The following is a 17330-nucleotide window of genomic DNA, read 5'->3' on the forward strand; positions in this document are numbered from 1 at the left end:
CATGACCGCACCCGGTCCCGCGGCGCACGGCGCCCGTCCGTCCTCCATCGCCGAGCTGCGCGCGGTCGCGCAGCCCCCGGAGGTGCGCGGCCGCCGCAACGCCGAGCACTGGACGGCCTCCCTGTACCTGCGGAACCTGTCGCCGTACCTCACCTGGTTCCTGCTCAAGACCTCCATCTCGGCCAACGGCGTGACCGGCCTGATGATCCTGACGGGATGGGCGACCGCCGCATCCCTGCTGATCCCCGGCATCGGCGGCGCGGCCCTGGCCCTCGTGCTCGGGCAGCTCCAGATGCTCGTCGACTGCTGCGATGGCGAAGTGGCGCGCTGGCGCGGGACCTCGTCGCCCGCGGGGATATTCCTGGACAATGTCGGGCACTACTCGACCGAGACCCTCATCGCGATCGTGCTCGGCATCCGCGCCGCGGGGTACCCGTTCGAGGCGCCGCAGGACTTCCTCTGGACCAACCTCGGCACGCTGCTCGCCCTCGTGATCGTGCTCAACAAGGCGCTCAACGACATGGTGCGCGTCGCACGCGCCAACGCCGGGCTGCCCAAGCTCGCCGACACGCAGTCGGAGTACGCGCCGACGCACGGCCTCATCGCGACGCTGCGCCGTGCGGCCCGCTTCCTGCCGTTCCACCGGCTGTACCACTCCGTCGAGCTGACCATCCTCATCTTCGTCTTCTCGATCGTCGGGCTGTTCATCGGCGCCACCCTGGCCGACCGCATCCTGCTCTGCGCTCTCGTGCCGCTGTCGATCCTGGCGCTGATCGGGCACTTCGTGACGATCATGGCGTCGCGGCGGGTCCGTGGCTGACCCCGCCGTCGCGGTCGTCGTGCTCACGCAGGGCACGCGGCCGGTGGAGCTGCGCCGCGGCCTCGAGTCGGTGCTGGCCCAGGAGGGCGTGGTGACCGACATCGTCGTGGTCGGCAACGGGTGGGATCCCGCGACGGCCGATCCGGCGCTCCCGGAGGGTGTTCGCGCGCTCGCGCTGCCCGAGAACGTCGGCATCCCGGCCGGGCGCAACGCCGGCGTTCCGCTGGTGTCGGGGGAGTGGCTGTTCTTCCTCGACGACGACGCGGACATCCCGTCGCGCACCTTCCTGGCCGATGCCGTCGCGATGCTGCAGAACGATCCGGGCATCGGGATGCTGCAGCCGCGCCTCCGCGTGCCCGACGGCGCGCCCGCCCCGCGCCGCTGGATCCCGCGCATCCGAAAGGGCGACCCGGAGCGGTCGAGCAATGTCTTCGCCGTGCTCGAGGCCGTCATCGTGCTGCCGCGCGCGGTGTTCGAACGCGCCGGAGGCTGGGCGGCTCCGTTCTTCTATGCCCACGAGGGCATCGACCTCGCCTGGAAGGTGTGGGATCAGGGCAAGCGCGTCTGGTACGCCGGTAACCTCGTCGCGGAGCACCCGTCGGTGTCACCGACCCGTCACTCGTACTACTACCGTCTCAACGCCCGGAACCGGGTCTGGCTCGCGCGCCGCAACCTGCCCGCGGTGCTGATCCCGCTGTACGTCGGGTCGTGGACGGGCATCCAGCTGCTGCGCTGGTTCCGCAAACCCGCGGTACTGCGCGCCTGGTTCGGCGGCTGGGCGGAGGGCTGGCGCACCGACCCGGGGGAGCGGCGGCCGATCCGCTGGCGCACCGTCGCACGCATGACGGCGGCGGGACGCCCGCCGATCGTCTGAGCCGCGCGGCCGGCCTGATCAGCCGACGGCGCGCCGAGCGGTGCCGCCGTCGCCGTCTTCCCGACCCACGTCCGTCGCGGTCGGCTCCGGCAGGCCCTCCAGCGCGAGCGGTTCGTCGCCGGAGGTCTCGGCTGCCGGTCGCTTCCTGCGCGCCGGCAGGGCGCCGCGGAGGGCCTTGCCCATGCGCACCGCGCGCTCGCCGGTCGCCTGGCCGAACCGGGCAGCCGTCTCGCCGGTCGCCTTGCCGACGCGCGCGGCGCCGTTGCCGGTCGCCTTCCCGATGCGGACCGCCCCGTCGCCCGTCGCGGCGCCGATGCGGCGCACCGCTCCCGGCCCTTCGATCGGGGCCAGGGCCTCGGGGATGATCAACGGCACCGGCCCGAACGCCAGGCGCGCGTTCTGCACCACGCGGCGGCCGAGGATGTGGTTGCCCGTCCCGCCGATGACGGCCCCGACCCCGAACGGGATGGCCCGGGCGACGATGCTCGCGCCGCCGCGCACGGCGAACTGGCGGATGAAGGCGCTCTTCAGGCGGTCGACCACCGGCCCCATCACCATCGAGGGCAGGGTGGAGGTCACCAGTTCGCCCCAGTAGGCGGTCCGGGTCGCGCCGCCGCCGAACTGGCCGGCTAGCTGCCGCACCAGGTCGGAACCCTCGCGGCCCAGCATCATGGTGAGGACGAGGGCCCTGGCTCGCTCGGGGTCTTCGACCGCGATGCCGTGCAGCTCGCTCATCGACTGCGCGTAGAGCGCGGTCGCCTCGAGGAAGCCGGCCGTCTCGAGTCCGGAGAGGGCGAGGGTGATGCCCGTCCCGATCGCGGGGATGACGGCCGTCGCCCCCACCGCGGCTCCGCCGCTTGTCACGGCCGCGAGGTAGCGTCGCTCGAGGATGCGCGCCAGCTCCTCCGCGGTCGCGTCCGGGTGACGCCGGCGGAGGCTGCGCAGGTGGGCGACGACCACCGGACGCTGGATGCCGATCCAGCGATCGAGCGACGCGTCGAGCGCCCGCGGGGTGTCGCCGCCGCGCGCCGGGCCGCCGGTGACGGAGATGATCGGTTGCTGCTTCTTGGCCATCTCCGTAGAGTGTAGGCCGCTTCGCCGGGAGCGCCATCGATGCGGGGCATTCGCTCAGCGGGTCATCCGCTCAGCGGGTCTGGCGCAGCCGCTCGCGCTCGACGAGGTACTCGCGGGCGGAGAGCACGCGCACTCCCGTCGGCAGGTGCTCCATGGTGATGTCCTGCGTCAGCACCGCCACGTCGGTGCCGAGGGCCGCGGCGATCCGCACGATGGTGAGGAGGCTCGGGTTGGCATGGCCGCGTTCGATCTTGCCGAAGTTGGTGACGTGCATCGCGGCGAGCCCGGCGATCGCCTCCTGGCTGAGGCCCAGCTCGACACGGGCCCGCCGGATGCGTTCGCCGAGGAGTTTGGCGGCGGGGGCGACGGGATTCTTCATAGCCCTTCCAGTACAGGGCCATCGCGCGCGGGATGCCAGAGTGCGGGCACCCCGTTCGACGGACCTCACGCCTTCCTGACCTCATATGCGTGTGATGCAGGCATTCCGAGCGCCACCGCATCCCCCTCGGACCCGGGCGCGCCCGAGGGGGATGCGCTCACAGGCTGATCTGCCAGAGGTACTCGCGGCCGTCGGGCGGGAACCACCGGACGACGAGCAGCGTATCGCGCTCTGGATGCGGCCCGGTCACGCTGGCGCGTACGGCCTCGCCGGGCTGCACGGAGTGGGGCCCGCTCACCTGGAGCCGGGACGTTCCGGCGATGCTGACGGTTACGCCGCGCAGCGGCTCGCGACCGGCGTTCACCAGCCGGTAGTGCGGGGCGGCGCTGCGGTCCACGCGCCAGGGGACGGGGTAGGCGAGGCGCCGCGGACGAGGGGCCGGAGAGGACGTTCGAAGTAACCGGAGTCGATTCATGCGACGACGCTAACGACCCCCTCTGACGCTCGAGGGCGCGAAATCGGGCACGAACACCACTTCCGGGGATAACCCGTCGGAATTAATTCTGGGGACGATTTCTCGCCGGTACGATCTGCGCCCCGACCTGGGGTTCCGCTCAGCTGCCGTAGTCGGCGTTGTACAGCTCGAGCACGTCGCCGATGGGGCCGTCGAGCATCAGGGCACCCTTGTCGAGGTACAGCCCGCGCTCGCAGAACCGGCGCAGGTCCTTCTCGTTGTGCGAGACGAAGAACAGCGTGCGGCCGCCGGCGAGCAGCTCCTCGATGCGGCGGTAGCACTTCTCCCGGAACCCGCGGTCGCCCACGGCGAGCACCTCGTCCACCAGCAGCACCGGCTCCTCGAGCTGTGAGATCACGGAGAACGCTATGCGGACTTTCATGCCGCTGGAGAGGTGCTTGTAGGGGGTGTCGACGAAGTCCCCGATCTCGGCGAAGCCGATGATCGCATCGAACCGCTCGTCGATCTGCGCGCGTGACATCCCGTGCAGGCCGGCCGTCAGGTAGACGTTGTCGCGCACCGTCAGGTCGTCGACGAAGCCGCCCGTGATCTCGATCAGCGGGGCGACGCCCTCCGTCACCTTCACCGTCCCCTCGTCGGGCAGCAGGACGCCCGCGACGAGCTTCAGCAGCGTCGACTTGCCCTGTCCGTTGCGCCCGACCACGCCGATCGCCTCGCCGGGCTGCACGTGGAACGTGACGTCGCGCAACGGCCAGAAGTCGTCCGGCCGGGTGCGGCGCTGGCGGGAGGAGAAGAGATCCTTGAACGAGCGGCGTGCACCGCGATTGCGGCGGAAGCGCACGCCGAGGCCGTCGACGGCGATGACCGGGTCCACTCAGATCTCCTTCAGCACGTCGCGCTCGAAGCGCTTGAACACGGCCCAGCCGATCGCGAGCAGCGCCAGCGACATCGCCGCGCTGACGCCCACCAGGAACCAGTCCAGCTCCTCGGCGAAGAACGCGGACCGATACAGGCTGAAGATCCCGGTCAGCGGGTTGAACGCCGACCAGAAGTGCAGCGAGAACAGCACGTCGGTCTGGGCCCCGGGATGCGTCGTCAGGTACGCGGCGCAGTGCCGGGCCGCGACGCCGTCACCGCAGCCGCCGGGGAGGTCGCGCGCGCTGTAGATGATGGGCGACGCGTAGAACAGGAAGCGCAGCGCCAGCTTGACCGCACGCTCGAGGTCGCGGAAGAACACGACCAACGGCGCGACGATGAGGCCGACGCCGACCGTGAGGACCGTCTGGATGAGGATGGCCACCGGGAAGAGCAGCACATCGACGTTGAGCTTCGCACCGGTCAGGATGGCGAAGAAGGCGAGCACCGGCAGCGAGAGCAGGAACTCGATGCCCTTCGACGCGACGATCCGGTTCACCCAGATGGTGCGCGGGATCATCGTCGAGCGGATCAGCTTCGCCTCGCGGATGTACGCCCGCGTCGCGTCGGACACGGCGCCGTTGAACCACATCCAGGGCAGCAGCGCCGCCAGCAGGAACACGATGTACGGGTTCTCGCCGACGTCGCGCTTGAAGATGACCGTGAAGACGAACCAGTAGATCGCGCTCATCACGAGCGGATCGAGGATCGACCACAGGTAGCCGAGGACGCTCGTGGAGTAGCGGACGCGCAGGTCGCGCTTGGTCAGCAGCCAGAGGGAGTGCCGGTAGCGCGTGAAGCGCGAACGCTGCGCAGGGCGCACCTCAGTCGGGATACTGGTCACGAGAACCCATCGTATTGATCGAAGCTGCGTGGGGACTCACGCGGCGGCTTCGACTATACGAAAAGATTCGCGCGCTCCAGGTCCTCCTGGAAGTCGACCTCGACGGCGTACAGGTCGGAGATGTCGACCGGCTCGGCGAGCAGGCGGTCCTGCTCGATCGCGAGCTCGATGCCGCGCTCGAAGTAGTCCTGGTCGCCCACGCGCTGCAGTTGGCGCAGCAGCGTCGCCTTGTCGGCGGAGGAGATGTAGTTGATGCCGACCGCCTCGCCGAGACCGTTCTTGACGGTCTTGGACAGTTCCTGGATGTAGCCCTCCGGGCCGGTCGTGTACTTGACCTCCTCGTCGGCGACCGACGAGGTGTTGACGGTGACGAAGGTCTGGTCCCGCGCCACCATCGCGGCGCCGCGGACGAGGACGGCCGGGTCGAAGACGACGTCGCCGTTCATCCACAGCACGCCGCCGGGGCCCGAGGCCTGCAGGGCGCGCATGAGGCTCTTGGAGGTGTTGGTCTGGTCGTACTGCTCGTTGTAGACGAACTGCGCGTCCGGGAAGGCCTCGATGATGTGCTCGAGCTTGTAGCCGACGACGATGGTCACCTGGGCGTCCTTGCCGAAGGCGGCGTGGATGTTGTCGAACTGCTGCTGCATGATCGTGCGGCCGTCGCTGAGCTCGGTCAGCGGCTTCGGGAGGCTGCGGCCGAGCCGGCTGCCCATGCCGGCCGCGAGAATCACTACCTGGGTCGTCACAATCGTCTCCTTGGTCTGTCCGTTGCAGGCGTCGCAGGCGTTTCGCGAGTCCTCCACAATGCCTGGTCCAGACTACCCGGGGCCCCAGTCGGGGGTCAGGGGTTGACGCAGGTCGTTGTTGGGTCGTTATGTTCCTCACAGGACTTTCGGAGGCGTCCGAGCCGCAGCAGTCCATGCCGGGGGTTCGAACGAATGCAGGTGTTGGTACGTTAGCGGGGTGAGTTCCGAGCACGACCATCCCCGTACCACCGAGCCCGTCGAGGATCGGGAACCGGGAGCGAAGCCGGAGCCGCAGAGGGGGACACCATGGGGGAGGCAGCCGACAAGCCGGCGGCGCCTGCGGAGGCCGAGACGGCCCCGCCGCCGCGCACAGCGCCGAAGCGCGCACCGGCCAAGACCGCCGCCGCGGCGGCGAGCAGCAGCACCCGCGCGCCGCGCAAGCGGACCACGACGGCGAAGCCGCGGCAGACCAGCCGCGCCGCCTCCACGAGTCCGGCCTCGGCCGTGGCCGCCCCGGCGAAGCCGGTGGACACGCGGCCCACCGTGCTCACCCTCGGCGGACTGCACAAGCGCTACGGCGACACCGTCGCCGTCGACGGCGTCAGCCTCGAGATCAAAGAGGGCTCGTTCTACGGCATCGTCGGTCCCAACGGCGCGGGCAAGACGACCACCCTGTCCATCATCACGGGGCTGCTCCGACCGGATTCCGGCCGCGTCGTGGTCCACGGGGTGGATGTCTGGGCGGAGCCCGTCCGCGCCAAGCACATCATCGGCGTGCTGCCCGACAAGCTGCGGCTGTTCGACCGGCTGACCGGTGCGCAGTTCCTGCGCTACGCGGGAGCGCTGCGCGGGCTGAGCGCCAAGACCGTGCGCGCCCGCACCGCCGACCTCGCGGCCGCGTTCGGCGTCGAGGACGCGCTCGACCGCCTGGTCGCCGACTACTCGGCGGGTATGACGAAGAAGATCGCGCTCGCGGCGGCCATGATCCACTCGCCCCGTCTCCTCGTGCTCGACGAGCCGTTCGAGTCGGTCGACCCGGTCTCCGCGGCGAACATCATCGAGATCCTGCAGCGCTACACCTCCGCCGGGGGACGGTCGTGGTGTCCAGCCACGGCATGGACCTCATCCAACGGGTCTGCGACAGCGTCGCGATCGTCGTGCGCGGCCAGGTGCTGGCCGCCGGCACCATCGACGAGGTACGCGGCGAGCAGACGCTGGAGGAGCGCTTCGTCGACCTGGCCGGCGGTCGCAAGGCAGCGGAGGGCATGGAGTGGTTGCACAGTTTCTCGGACTGAAGCTCCGGATCATGGGCAACGCCTTCCGGCGGAGCCCGTGGCAGGTCTTCGGTCTGGTGATCGGCCTGCTCTACGGAGCGTTCATCACGGTGCTCGTGGTGGGCTCGCTCGTCGCCGCCCGCGTGGTCGACGACGTCGCCGCCACGCACAGCGTGGTGGTGGTGATCGGCTCGGTGGTGGTCGCCGGCTTCGCCCTGCTGCCGCTGCTGTTCGGCGTGGACGACACGCTCGATCCGCGGGAGTTCTCGCTGTTCGGCATCCCGAACCGCGCCCTCGCCACCGGGCTGCTGCTGGCGGGCCTGATCGGCATCCCGTCGCTCGTGCTCATCGTCTGCAGCGCGGCCACGGTCGTCACCTGGTCGCAGAACGCGGGCACCGTGCTGGTGGCGCTCGTCTCCGCGGCCGTCGTGGTGCTCACCTGCGTGCTGGCCTCCCGGGTGACGACCGCCGTCGCCCACTCGATGCTCTCCACCCGGCGCTCGCGCGAGGCGGGCGGTGTCGTCGGCATCCTGCTGCTGGTGCTCGTCGCGCCGGTGCTGCTGCTGCTCGTCACGGTCGACTGGGGCCGTGACGGTCTCGGCGCGCTGACCGGCCTCGCCCGCTGGCTCTCCTGGACGCCGCTCGGCGCAGCGTGGTCCGCGCCGGGAGCGGCGGCGCAGGGCGACTGGGGCGGCGCGATCGCCCAGCTGCTGATCGCCCTCGCGACGCTCGGGCTGCTGTGGCTGGGATGGACGGCGCTGGTCGCCCACGTGATCTCCTCGCCCGAGCGCGAGGCCCGGTCGAAGGCCTACCACGGTCTCGGCTGGTTCGACCGGCTGCCCGGCGGACCGACCGCGGCGATCGCCGCCCGGTCGATGACGTACTGGGGGCGGGACGCGCGCTACTGGGTGTCCATCGTGCTCATCCCGGTCATCCCGGTCTTCGTCATCGTCGCGCTGGCGCTGGCCGGCCTGCCCTCGCACTTCATCGCCCTGGTGCCGCTCCCGCTGGTCTGCCTGTTCCTCGGCTGGAGCATCCACAACGACCTCGCCTACGACAGCACCGCCATCTGGCTGCACCTCGTCTCGGGCACCCGCGGTCTGGCCGATCGGGCCGGGCGCATGTTCCCGCCCGTCGTCGTCGGCATCCCCGTGCTGGTCGTCGGCTCGATCGCGACCACGATCGTCTTCGGCGACTGGGCCGTGCTGCCGTCGGTCGCCGCGCTGAGCGGGGCGGTGCTCGTGATCGGGCTGGGCCTGTCCAGCATCTCGTCGGCGCTGTTCCCGTATCCGGCGACGAAGCCCGGCGACAGCGCGTTCACGCAGCCGCAGACCTCGGGCGCCTCCGCCGCGCTGGTGCAGTCGCTGAGCTTCTTCGCCATCCTGATCCTCGCGTCGCCCGTTCTGGTGTTCCTCGTGCTCGGCCTGACGGTCAACGCGTTCTGGCTGGCGATCGCCCCGGTCGTCGCCGTGCTCATCGGCTTCGGCACGCTGTTCGCCGGGCTGTGGCTGGGCGGCCGGGTCTACGACCGGCGCGGGCCCGAGCTGATGGCGTTCGCCAACCGCAACGACTGACTCCCGCAGCAGGCGCCTAGACTGGAGGGATGAACGAAGCGAGCATCTCCGAGCCCGGCGGCATGCCTACCGGCGGCGGTGCGACCACGCTCGACCGCGAGCTCGAGGAGCTCCTGCAGAGCCAGGAGCCGGGCGACCACGAGCGCTTCTCGCACTACGTGAAGAAGGAGCAGATCCTCGAGTCGGCGCTCACCGGCAAGCCGGTGAAGGCGCTCTGCGGCAAGATGTGGACGCCGAACCGCGACCCCGAGAAGTTCCCGGTCTGCCCGACCTGCCGCGAGATCTACGAGGGCCTGCAGGGCGAGTAACGCCGCCCGCCGTCACTCGAAGATCGTCGGCAGCACCGGGTCCCCGCGGCCGAGGCGGAAGGCCTCGTCCGGCAGCTCGCTCATGGCGAGCGCGCGGTGGTCGCGCGCCCGGCGCGTCCCCTCGACGCCCAGGTGCTCGCGGTGCACCTCTCCGTCCGTGATGAGCGGAGCGAGCAGGTCGCGCCCGCTGTCGTCCGGGGTGTCGCCCTTCTCGACGATGTGCACGACCTCCGCGATCGCCGTGCCCGACGCGTCCAGCCGCCGGACGGGGTGCTTGCGGCCGCCGACGCTCGCCTTGTGCTCCGACTTCTTGGCGACCGGGATCCAGTCGCCCTCGCTGCCGCTGCTGCGGTGCGCGACGAGCTTGTAGACCATGCCCGAGGCGGGATAACCGGAGCCGGTGACGACGGAGGTGCCGACGCCGTAGGAGTCGACGGGGAGGCGGCGAGGGCCGCGATGGTGAACTCGTCGAGGTCGTTGGTGACCGTGATGCGCGTCTTCGTCGCGCCGAGGGAGTCGAGCTGCTCGCGCACCTGTTTCACGAGCTTCGGGAGGTCGCCCGAGTCGAGACGGACGGCCCCGAGCTCGGGACCGGCGACCTTCACCGCGGTGTCGATCGCCTTCTCGACGTCGAACGTGTCGACCAGCAGGGTGGTGCCCGGGCCGAGCGCATCCACCTGCGCCCGGAAGGCCGCCTCCTCGGTGTCGTGCAGCAGGGTGAACGCGTGCGCGGCGGTGCCCATCGTCGGCACGCCCCACGTGCGGCCGGCCTCGAGGTTGGAGGTGGCCGAGAACCCGGCGATGAACGCCGCCCGGGCCGCGGCGACGGCGGACCGCTCGTTGGCGCGGCGCGAGCCCATCTCGGCCAGCGGCCGGCCCACGGAGGCGGCGACCATGCGCGCGGCGGCGGAGGCGACCGCGGAGTCGTAGTTGAAGACGCTGAGCAGCAGGGTCTCCAGGATGACGCCCTCGGCGAAGGGCGCATCCACGATGAAGAAGGGCGAGCCCGGGAAGAACAGCTCGCCCTCGCGGTAGCCGCGGATGGTGCCGGAGAAGCGGTAGTCCGCCAGCCAGTCGATCGTCTCGTCGCGCACCACGTGGTTCTCGCGGAGGAACTGCAGCTCCGCATCCCCGAACCGGAACTGCTCGATCAGTTCGAGCAGCCGGCCGGTGCCGGCGAGCACCCCGTAGCGGCGGCCGGCGGGCAGCCGGCGGGTGAACGCCTCGAAGACGCACTCGCGGTCGTGCGTGCCGGCGAGCAGCGCGGCGTCGAGCATCGTGAGCTCGTAGCGATCGGTCAGGAAGGCGGAGGACGCGGCACTCTCGGTCACGCGCTCCAGCCTACTCACGCCTCCCGAGCGGGCGGCCGGGTAGGCTGGTCTGCTGTGACGGATGCGCCGATTGGGATCTTCGACTCGGGTGTGGGCGGACTGACCGTCGCCCGGGCGATCCGCGATCAGCTGCCCAACGAGTCGCTGCTCTACGTGGGCGACACCGCGCACTCGCCGTACGGGCCGAAGTCGATCGCCGACGTGCGGCGGTACTCGCTCGAGGTGCTCGACTTCCTGGTCGAGCAGGGCGTGAAGATGCTCGTGATCGCCTGCAACACCGCTTCTTCCGCCATGCTGCGGGACGCCAGGGAGCGCTACGACGTGCCGGTGATCGAGGTCATCCAGCCGGCCGTTCGCCGCGCGGTCGCCGCGACGCGAACCGGCCGAGTCGGCGTGATCGGCACGGTCGGCACCATCTCGTCCCGCGCCTACGAGGACGCCTTCGCCGCCGCGCCGACGCTGGAGCTCTTCACGCAGGCCTGCCCCCGTTTCGTCGAGTTCGTCGAGGCCGGCATCACCAGCGGCGAGGAGGTGCTGCGCGTCACCGCCGAGTACCTGCGGCCGCTGCGCGAGGCCGATGTGGACACGCTGGTGCTGGGATGCACGCACTACCCGTTCCTCACGGGCGCCATCTCGTACGTGATGGGCGAGGGCGTCTCCCTCGTCTCCAGCGACACCGAGACCGCCAAGGACGTCTACCGCACGCTCGTCGGCCAGGGCCTGGAACGGCGCTCGCCGCTGCCGCCGAGCCTCCGCTACGAGGCGACCGGATCCGACGCCGACCAGTTCCTGCGCCTGGCGCACCGCTTCATCGGCCCCGAGGTCTCGGCGGTCGACCTGGTGCAGACCGGCGTCATCGAACTGCCCCTCTGAACCACCCCATCCACCGAGGAGATCGAAGTGACCGACATCACCCGCGCCGACGGGCGCACCCCCGACCAGCTGCGTCCGGTCACCATCGAGCGGGCCTGGAGCCGCCAGGCGGAGGGGTCGGCGCTGGTGTCGTTCGGCAACACCAAGGTGCTGTGCACCGCGTCCTTCACCAACGGCGTCCCGCGCTGGATGTCGGGCAAGGGCCGCGGGTGGGTCACCGCCGAGTACGCGATGCTGCCGCGCTCCACGAACGAGCGGATGGACCGGGAGTCGGTGAAGGGACGCGTCGGCGGCCGCACCCACGAGATCAGCCGTCTGGTCGGCCGCAGCCTGCGTGCCGTGGTCGACATGAAGGCGCTCGGCGAGAACACGATCGTGCTCGACTGCGACGTGCTGCAGGCTGACGGCGGCACCCGTACGGCGGCCATCACCGGCGCGTACGTCGCGCTGGCGGAGGCGCTGGAGTGGGGCCGCGAGCACCGGTTCATCGGCCAGAAGGCGACGCCGCTGATCGACTCCGTCTCCGCGGTCTCGGTCGGCATCATCGACGGGACGCCCATGCTCGACCTCGCCTATGTGGAGGACGTGCGCGCCGAGACCGACATGAACGTGGTCGTCACCGGGCGCGGGCTGTTCGTCGAGGTGCAGGGCACCGCCGAGGGCGCGCCGTTCGACCGGACCGAGCTGAACTCCCTCCTCGACCTGGCCCTCGCCGGCACGACGGAGCTGGCCGCCATCCAGACCGCGACGCTCGCGCCCGCCGCCGTGGAGGCGTGACGGTGCGGGTCGTCCTCGCCACGCACAACCCGGGAAAGGCGCGCGAGTTCCAGGCGATCCTGGGCGCCGAGATCCCGGCACTCGAGATCGTCGCGTACGACGGGCCGGAGCCGGTGGAGGGCGGCGTGACCTTCGAGGAGAACGCGCTGATCAAGGCCCGGGCCGCGGCCGCGCACACCGGCCTGCCCGCGCTCGCCGACGACTCCGGCATCTGCGTGGATGTGATGGGCGGCGCCCCCGGCATCTTCTCCGCCCGCTGGGCCGGGTCGCACGGCGACGCGGCCGCGAACCTGCGGCTGCTGCTGGACCAGCTGGCCGACATCCCGGACGAGGAGCGGGCGGCCCACTTCACCGCCACCCTGGCGCTGGTCGGCCCCGACGGGGAGCCGACGGTCGTGCAGGGCGTCTGGCCCGGACGGATCGCGCGCGAGCCGCGGGGGAGAACGGCCACGGCTATGACCCGATCTTCCTGCCAGACGGTCATGACGGGACGGCGGCGGAGCTGGAGCCTGTGCAGAAGAACGCCGACAGTCACCGCGCACGCGCCCTCGCCGCGATCGTCCCGGCGCTCCGCGAGCTTGTCGAGCGCGGCAGCTGAGAACGCCACTCATTCCCATCTAGCCCAGGGCTCTGGCGGCGGCGCGAACTTCTATCTACCGTAGAAGACGAGATGAGTCACGACCACGGCCACACCGCCAACCGCAACCGCCTGCTGATCGCCATCGGCATCGTGGCCGCGGTCCTCGTGGTGGAGGTCGTCGGCGCGTGGCTGAGCGGCTCGCTCGCACTTCTCGCCGACGCCGGGCACATGCTCAGCGACCTCGCCGGGCTCATCATCGCGCTCATGGCGACCATCGTCGCCGCCCGCCCGGCGACAGACCGGCAGACGTTCGGCTACCGCCGCGCGGAGGTCTTCGGCGCGCTGATCAACGGCCTCATCCTGGTCGTCGTCGCGGTCGCCGTCACCATCGGGGCGATCGGCCGGCTGGTCAGCGGCGAGACCGAGGTGCAGAGCGTCCCCATGCTGATCGTGGCGGCGATCGGCCTGGTCGCGAACTTCGGCGCGCTGCTGCTGCTCCGGCCGTCCGCCGGGCACTCGATCAACATGCGCGGCGCCTACCTGGAGGTGCTCGGCGACCTCATCGGGTCGGCGACCGTCATCGTGGCGGCGGTCGTCATCCTGGTCACGGGCTTCGCCCCCGCCGACGCGATCGCGTCCCTGCTCATCGCGGCCCTGATCCTGCCGCGGGCGTTCTCGCTGCTGCGGGATGTGGTGCGCGTGCTGAGCGAGGCGGCGCCGGCGGACACCGACGTCGCCGAGATCCGGGACCACATCCTGGGCACGCCGGGGGTCGTCGCGGTGCACGACGTGCACGTCTGGGCGATCACGTCGGGCGCTCCGGTGTTCAGCGCGCACGTGGTGTGCGAGCAGTCGGTGTTCCGGTCGGGGCGCACGGGGGCGCTGCTCGACGAGCTCTCGGGCTGCCTGTCGAAGCACTTCGACGTCGAGCACTCGACGTTCCAGCTGGAGCCGGCGGAGCACGCCGCCCACGAGGACGAGTTCCACCGCTAGCCGGGCTTGGCCTCAACGTCGGAGATTCGCACCGAACGGCGCCGAATCTCCTGCATCACTGCCATTCGAAGGAGATTCGGCACCCGATCTCCTTCGAAGCGGACGGCCCGGGCTCAGGCCTCCGGGCGGGAGGGCGCCGGCTCGTCGATGACCGGCGGAGCCACCACATCCTGCTCGGCCGCCGCCTTGCGCTTCGCCTTGCGGGCCGACTGGAAGTAGTGGAACAGCGTCGGCACCAGGGTGATGACGACCGCGCCGATCAGGATGATGTCGATGTAGCTCGACACGAACGTGGCCACCGGCGGGATGTAGCCGATCAGGAATCCGAAGTACGTCACGCCGGCGCCCCACAGCAGCGCGCCGAGGGCGTTGTACAGCGAGTACTTGCGGTAGCTCATGTGGCCGACGCCGGCGGCGACCGGCGCGAACGTCCGGACGATCGGCACGAAGCGGGCGACGATGATGGCGAGGGCGCCGAAACGCTCGAAGAAGCTGTTCGTGCGGAGCACGTTCTCCATCGAGAAGAGGCCGGACTCCTTGCGTTCGAAGACCCTCGGCCCGGCCTTGTGGCCGATGAGGTAGCCCACCTCGCCGCCGACGAAGGCCGCGAACGAGATCGCCAGGCACACCCACCAGATGTCGACGCCGAACACCTTCGAGGTGTGGGTCAGCAGGCCGGAGATGATCAGCAGGGTGTCGCCGGGGAACAGGAAGCCGATCAGCAGGCCGGTCTCGGCGAAGACGATCCCGCACACCACGAGCAGCGCCCAGGGACCCGCGGACTGGATGATGGTGTTCGGGTCGAGCCACGGGATGAGGCCGGCGTGATGGATCACTGTTCTCCAGGAGGGGATCGACGGGAAAGCTGAGCCCGAGTTTAGCCCTGGAGGGTGTCGTGAAGCTGCACGAAGCGTGCGAATCAGCGCACGCCGTGAAAGATCATCCGCTGGTCGTAGGACCGCGGTCCTGTGCGGGAGAAGGGACTCGAACCCTCACGCCGTGAAGCACAGGAACCTAAATCCTGCGTGTCTGCCAATTTCACCACTCCCGCGGCCGCCGTGGGCGCGGCTACGACATTAGCTCATGGACCCGCGGCGCGACCTCCGCGCCGTACAGCTCGATCGAGCGCATGAGGTCGGCGTGCGGCAGCGTGCCGTTGCTCATCTTGATGTCGAAGCGGGTCGCGCCGAGGCCCTTCGCCGCATAGGCGATCTTCTGCGCGACCGTCTCGGGCGAGCCGACGACGAGGGCGCCGTCCGCTCCCGCCTCATGTTCGAAGCGCGCCCGAGAGGCGGGCGGCCAGCCGCGCTCGCGCCCGATCCGGTTGGTCATGACCTCGTAGTGCGGCCAGAGGATGTCCTTGGCCTCCTGGTCCGTCTCGGCGATGAAGCCGGGGGAGTGGATGCCGATCGGCAGCGTCGCATCCTGTCCGAACTGCTCCAGCGCCTTGCGGTAGAGCTCCGCGAGCGGCTGGAACCGCATCGGGCCGCCGCCGATGATCGCCAGCATCAGGGGCAGGCCGTAGTGCGCCGCGCGGACGACCGATTCGGGGTTCCCGCCCACGCCGATCCAGGTCTTCAGCGGCCCGTTCTCCACATGCGGGTACACGGACTGATCGGTGAGGGAGGCGCGCAGCTGCCCGGTCCAGCTGACCGGCTGCTGCGTGCGCAGCTCGGTGAAGAGGTCCAGCTTCTCCTCGAACAGCTCCTCGTACTGCGCGAGGTCGAACCCGAACAGCGGAAACGACTCGATGAACGAGCCGCGCCCGAGGATGACCTCGGCGCGGCCGTTCGAGACGCCGTCGAGGGTGGCGAACCGCTGGAATACGCGCACCGGGTCGTCGGAGCTGAGCACGGTGACGGCCGACCCCAGGTGGATGCGCTCGGTCTGCCCGGCGATCGCCGCGAGCACGACCTCGGGCGCGGAGACCGCGAAGTCGGCGCGATGGTGCTCGCCGACGCCGAAGAAGTCGAGGCCGACCCGGTCGGCCAGCACGCCCTCCGCGACCACGTTGCGCAGCACCTGCGCCTGGGGCAGCGGCTCGCCGTGCTCATCCAGCGTCACGTCGCCGAACGTGTCGATCCCGAGTTCCATCGTGCGGGCCATGTCCATCCTCGTTTCTATGCGTCTGCATGGAAGCAAGCGCGTCGAGGACGAGGGTATTCCCTGTCAGGCGGGACGGGGACGCCGCGGCACGTAGCGCGGGATGTAGCGGGCCAGCATCCCTGCGCCGGCGAGCCCCAGCACGCCCATCACGCCGCTGGCGAAGGAGATGGAGACGAGCGCCGTCAGCAGCGACACGAACAGCGGCGCGGTCGCCTGCCCGGCGTCGGCGGAGAACCGCCACGCGCCGAGGAAGGCGGCGGGGCGGTCCTTCGGCGCCAGGTCCGCGCCCAGCGTCATCACGATGCCGGAGCCGATCCCGTTCGCCAGCGACAGGAACAGCGAGACGCCGACATACCAGGCGACCGGCGAGGCGAGGTCGTGCGACAACGCCAGCACCAGGAAGCCCAGCCCCAGCCCGATCATCGAGGGGATGGCGCTCCACATCCGGCCGAACCGGTCCATGATCTGGCCGCTGGCGTAGAACAGCGCGAAGTCGACCGCACCCGCGATGCCGATGATGAGCGCGGTGTTGGCCTCGCTCAGCCCGATGGACACGGCCCACAGCGGCATGAGCACCGTGCGCGCCGACCGCACGGCGGCGACCAGCGAGACGCCCGCGCCCATGCGGGCCAGCACCTCCCGGAAGGACCAGATGGTGCGGAACAGCCCGTGCGTCCGCTCCTCCGCATCCTCTTCGCCGGCGGTCACCGGGGCGCCCGCCTCGTCGGCCACCCGCGGCGACGGGCCGAACATCGTCTCCGGGTCGGGCAGCGCGATCAGCACGATCACGGAGCCGAGGCAGCTCACGATGAAGATCCAGAACACGGACTGGGCGGATCCGGTCACCGCGATGACCGCGGAGGCGATCAGCGGACCGACGAACCAGCCGCCGCGGAAGATGCCGCCGAGCGTCGACAGGGCGCGGGCGCGGTACCGCTGCGGAACGTACGTCGTCATGAACGCGTGCCGCGCGAGCGCGAACACGGCCGTCGCGACGCCGACCACGAAGATGCCGCCCATGAGCACCCAGTAGTTCGGGGCGAGCAGGCAGACCGTCACGCCCGCGATGGCGAGGATCGCCGCGCCGATCATCGAGGCGCGCTCGCCGAAGCGCGACACGACCCATCCGCTCGGGATGTCGCCCGCCAGCTCGCCGAGCATCACCATCGAGGCGATGAATCCGGCCATCGCGAGGCCCGCGCCGAGGTTGCCCGCGGTCACCGGGATGATCGGGATGATCGCCCCCTCGCCGATCGAGAACAGCAGCGTCGGGAGGAAGGCGGCGAGGGCGACGGAGCGGAAAGTGAAGGGGCGCTCGTCGGAAGTCATGTCGTTAACACCGTACAACTTTCTCGGCGGCCGTCCGCTGCCCGCCCCGGCGGCCGCC

At 70.6% G+C, this 17330-nt stretch carries 16 protein-coding genes, 1 tRNA gene and 3 pseudogenes; 9 read left to right on the forward strand and 11 right to left on the reverse strand.

Annotation, left to right across the window (positions count from 1 at the left end; all coding sequences use genetic code 11):
* The first annotated feature begins 1 nt into the window (after position 1).
* Both ACQ86M_RS03945 and ACQ86M_RS03950 read left to right on the forward strand, forming a co-directional pair.
* Positions 2–820, forward strand: a complete 819-nt coding sequence (locus tag ACQ86M_RS03945; protein WP_431220823.1) for a CDP-alcohol phosphatidyltransferase family protein — start codon at positions 2–4, stop codon at positions 818–820.
* Positions 813–1694, forward strand: coding sequence for a glycosyltransferase family 2 protein (locus ACQ86M_RS03950; RefSeq protein ID WP_431247125.1), 882 nt, complete (start codon positions 813–815; stop codon positions 1692–1694). Before ACQ86M_RS03945 ends, ACQ86M_RS03950 begins: the two co-directional genes overlap by 8 nt.
* Positions 1695–1712: 18 nt before the next feature.
* Here the strand turns inward: ACQ86M_RS03950 and ACQ86M_RS03955 are convergent, their stop codons facing one another.
* The 6 genes from ACQ86M_RS03955 to ACQ86M_RS03980 all read right to left on the reverse strand — a co-directional run bounded on the left by ACQ86M_RS03955 (position 1713) and on the right by ACQ86M_RS03980 (position 6127).
* A complete protein-coding gene (locus ACQ86M_RS03955; RefSeq protein ID WP_431247126.1) occupies positions 1713–2768 on the reverse strand; it encodes a hypothetical protein in 1056 nt (351 codons plus the stop codon).
* A gap of 70 nt (positions 2769–2838) precedes the next feature.
* A complete protein-coding gene (locus ACQ86M_RS03960; RefSeq protein WP_431220826.1) occupies positions 2839–3147 on the reverse strand; it encodes a helix-turn-helix domain-containing protein in 309 nt (102 codons plus the stop codon).
* A 157-nt stretch (positions 3148–3304) separates the two neighbouring features.
* On the reverse strand, positions 3305–3544 hold the full coding sequence (locus ACQ86M_RS03965; protein ID WP_431247127.1) for a hypothetical protein: 240 nt from the start codon (positions 3542–3544) through the stop codon (positions 3305–3307).
* 217 nt (positions 3545–3761) lie between these two features.
* A complete protein-coding gene (locus ACQ86M_RS03970) occupies positions 3762–4496 on the reverse strand; it encodes an ABC transporter ATP-binding protein (protein WP_431247128.1) in 735 nt (244 codons plus the stop codon).
* A complete protein-coding gene (locus ACQ86M_RS03975) occupies positions 4497–5360 on the reverse strand; it encodes an ABC transporter permease (RefSeq protein ID WP_431221414.1) in 864 nt (287 codons plus the stop codon). It abuts the gene before it with no gap.
* Positions 5361–5434: 74 nt separating this feature from the next.
* A complete protein-coding gene (locus ACQ86M_RS03980) occupies positions 5435–6127 on the reverse strand; it encodes an NTP transferase domain-containing protein (protein WP_431220829.1) in 693 nt (230 codons plus the stop codon).
* A gap of 306 nt (positions 6128–6433) precedes the next feature.
* Between ACQ86M_RS03980 and ACQ86M_RS03985 the strand changes: the two are divergent.
* From ACQ86M_RS03985 to ACQ86M_RS03995, 3 genes and pseudogenes are all read left to right on the forward strand, one after another.
* Positions 6434–7422 (forward strand): annotated as a pseudogene (locus ACQ86M_RS03985) (ABC transporter ATP-binding protein).
* A gap of 11 nt (positions 7423–7433) precedes the next feature.
* Positions 7434–8975, forward strand: coding sequence for a hypothetical protein (locus tag ACQ86M_RS03990; RefSeq protein WP_431220830.1), 1542 nt, complete (start codon positions 7434–7436; stop codon positions 8973–8975).
* A gap of 29 nt (positions 8976–9004) precedes the next feature.
* Entirely contained in the window at positions 9005–9283 is a 279-nt protein-coding gene (locus ACQ86M_RS03995; RefSeq protein ID WP_431247129.1) for a DUF3039 domain-containing protein, read from the forward strand.
* A gap of 12 nt (positions 9284–9295) precedes the next feature.
* Here the strand turns inward: ACQ86M_RS03995 and ACQ86M_RS04000 are convergent.
* Positions 9296–10560: pseudogene (locus tag ACQ86M_RS04000) on the reverse strand (nicotinate phosphoribosyltransferase).
* A gap of 108 nt (positions 10561–10668) precedes the next feature.
* Between ACQ86M_RS04000 and murI the strand changes: the two are divergent.
* From murI to ACQ86M_RS04020, 4 genes and pseudogenes are all read left to right on the forward strand, one after another.
* Positions 10669–11487, forward strand: a complete 819-nt coding sequence (gene murI / locus ACQ86M_RS04005; RefSeq protein ID WP_431247130.1) for a glutamate racemase — start codon at positions 10669–10671, stop codon at positions 11485–11487.
* Positions 11488–11514: 27 nt separating this feature from the next.
* Entirely contained in the window at positions 11515–12264 is a 750-nt protein-coding gene (gene rph, locus ACQ86M_RS04010) for a ribonuclease PH (protein WP_431220834.1), read from the forward strand.
* Positions 12261–12862, forward strand: a pseudogene (rdgB, locus tag ACQ86M_RS04015) (RdgB/HAM1 family non-canonical purine NTP pyrophosphatase). Before rph ends, rdgB begins: the two are co-directional and overlap by 4 nt.
* Before the next feature lie 72 nt (positions 12863–12934).
* On the forward strand, positions 12935–13837 hold the full coding sequence (locus tag ACQ86M_RS04020; protein ID WP_431247131.1) for a cation diffusion facilitator family transporter: 903 nt from the start codon (positions 12935–12937) through the stop codon (positions 13835–13837).
* Between the two features lie 113 nt (positions 13838–13950).
* Here ACQ86M_RS04020 and ACQ86M_RS04025 read toward each other — a convergent pair whose 3' ends face one another.
* The 4 genes from ACQ86M_RS04025 to ACQ86M_RS04040 all read right to left on the reverse strand — a co-directional run bounded on the left by ACQ86M_RS04025 (position 13951) and on the right by ACQ86M_RS04040 (position 17272).
* Positions 13951–14673, reverse strand: coding sequence for a DedA family protein (locus tag ACQ86M_RS04025; protein ID WP_431247132.1), 723 nt, complete (start codon positions 14671–14673; stop codon positions 13951–13953).
* A gap of 133 nt (positions 14674–14806) precedes the next feature.
* Positions 14807–14888 (reverse strand) — tRNA-Leu (locus tag ACQ86M_RS04030).
* A 17-nt stretch (positions 14889–14905) separates the two neighbouring features.
* Positions 14906–15943: an LLM class flavin-dependent oxidoreductase gene (locus tag ACQ86M_RS04035; protein ID WP_431247133.1), complete on the reverse strand. Its 1038-nt coding sequence runs from the start codon at positions 15941–15943 to the stop codon at positions 14906–14908.
* Between the two features lie 63 nt (positions 15944–16006).
* A complete protein-coding gene (locus tag ACQ86M_RS04040) occupies positions 16007–17272 on the reverse strand; it encodes an MFS transporter (protein ID WP_431247134.1) in 1266 nt (421 codons plus the stop codon).
* Positions 17273–17330: the final 58 nt, after the last annotated feature.

The organism is Leifsonia xyli subsp. cynodontis (assembly GCF_050632205.1).
GTDB classification, from domain to species: Bacteria; Actinomycetota; Actinomycetes; order Actinomycetales; family Microbacteriaceae; genus Leifsonia; species Leifsonia xyli_D.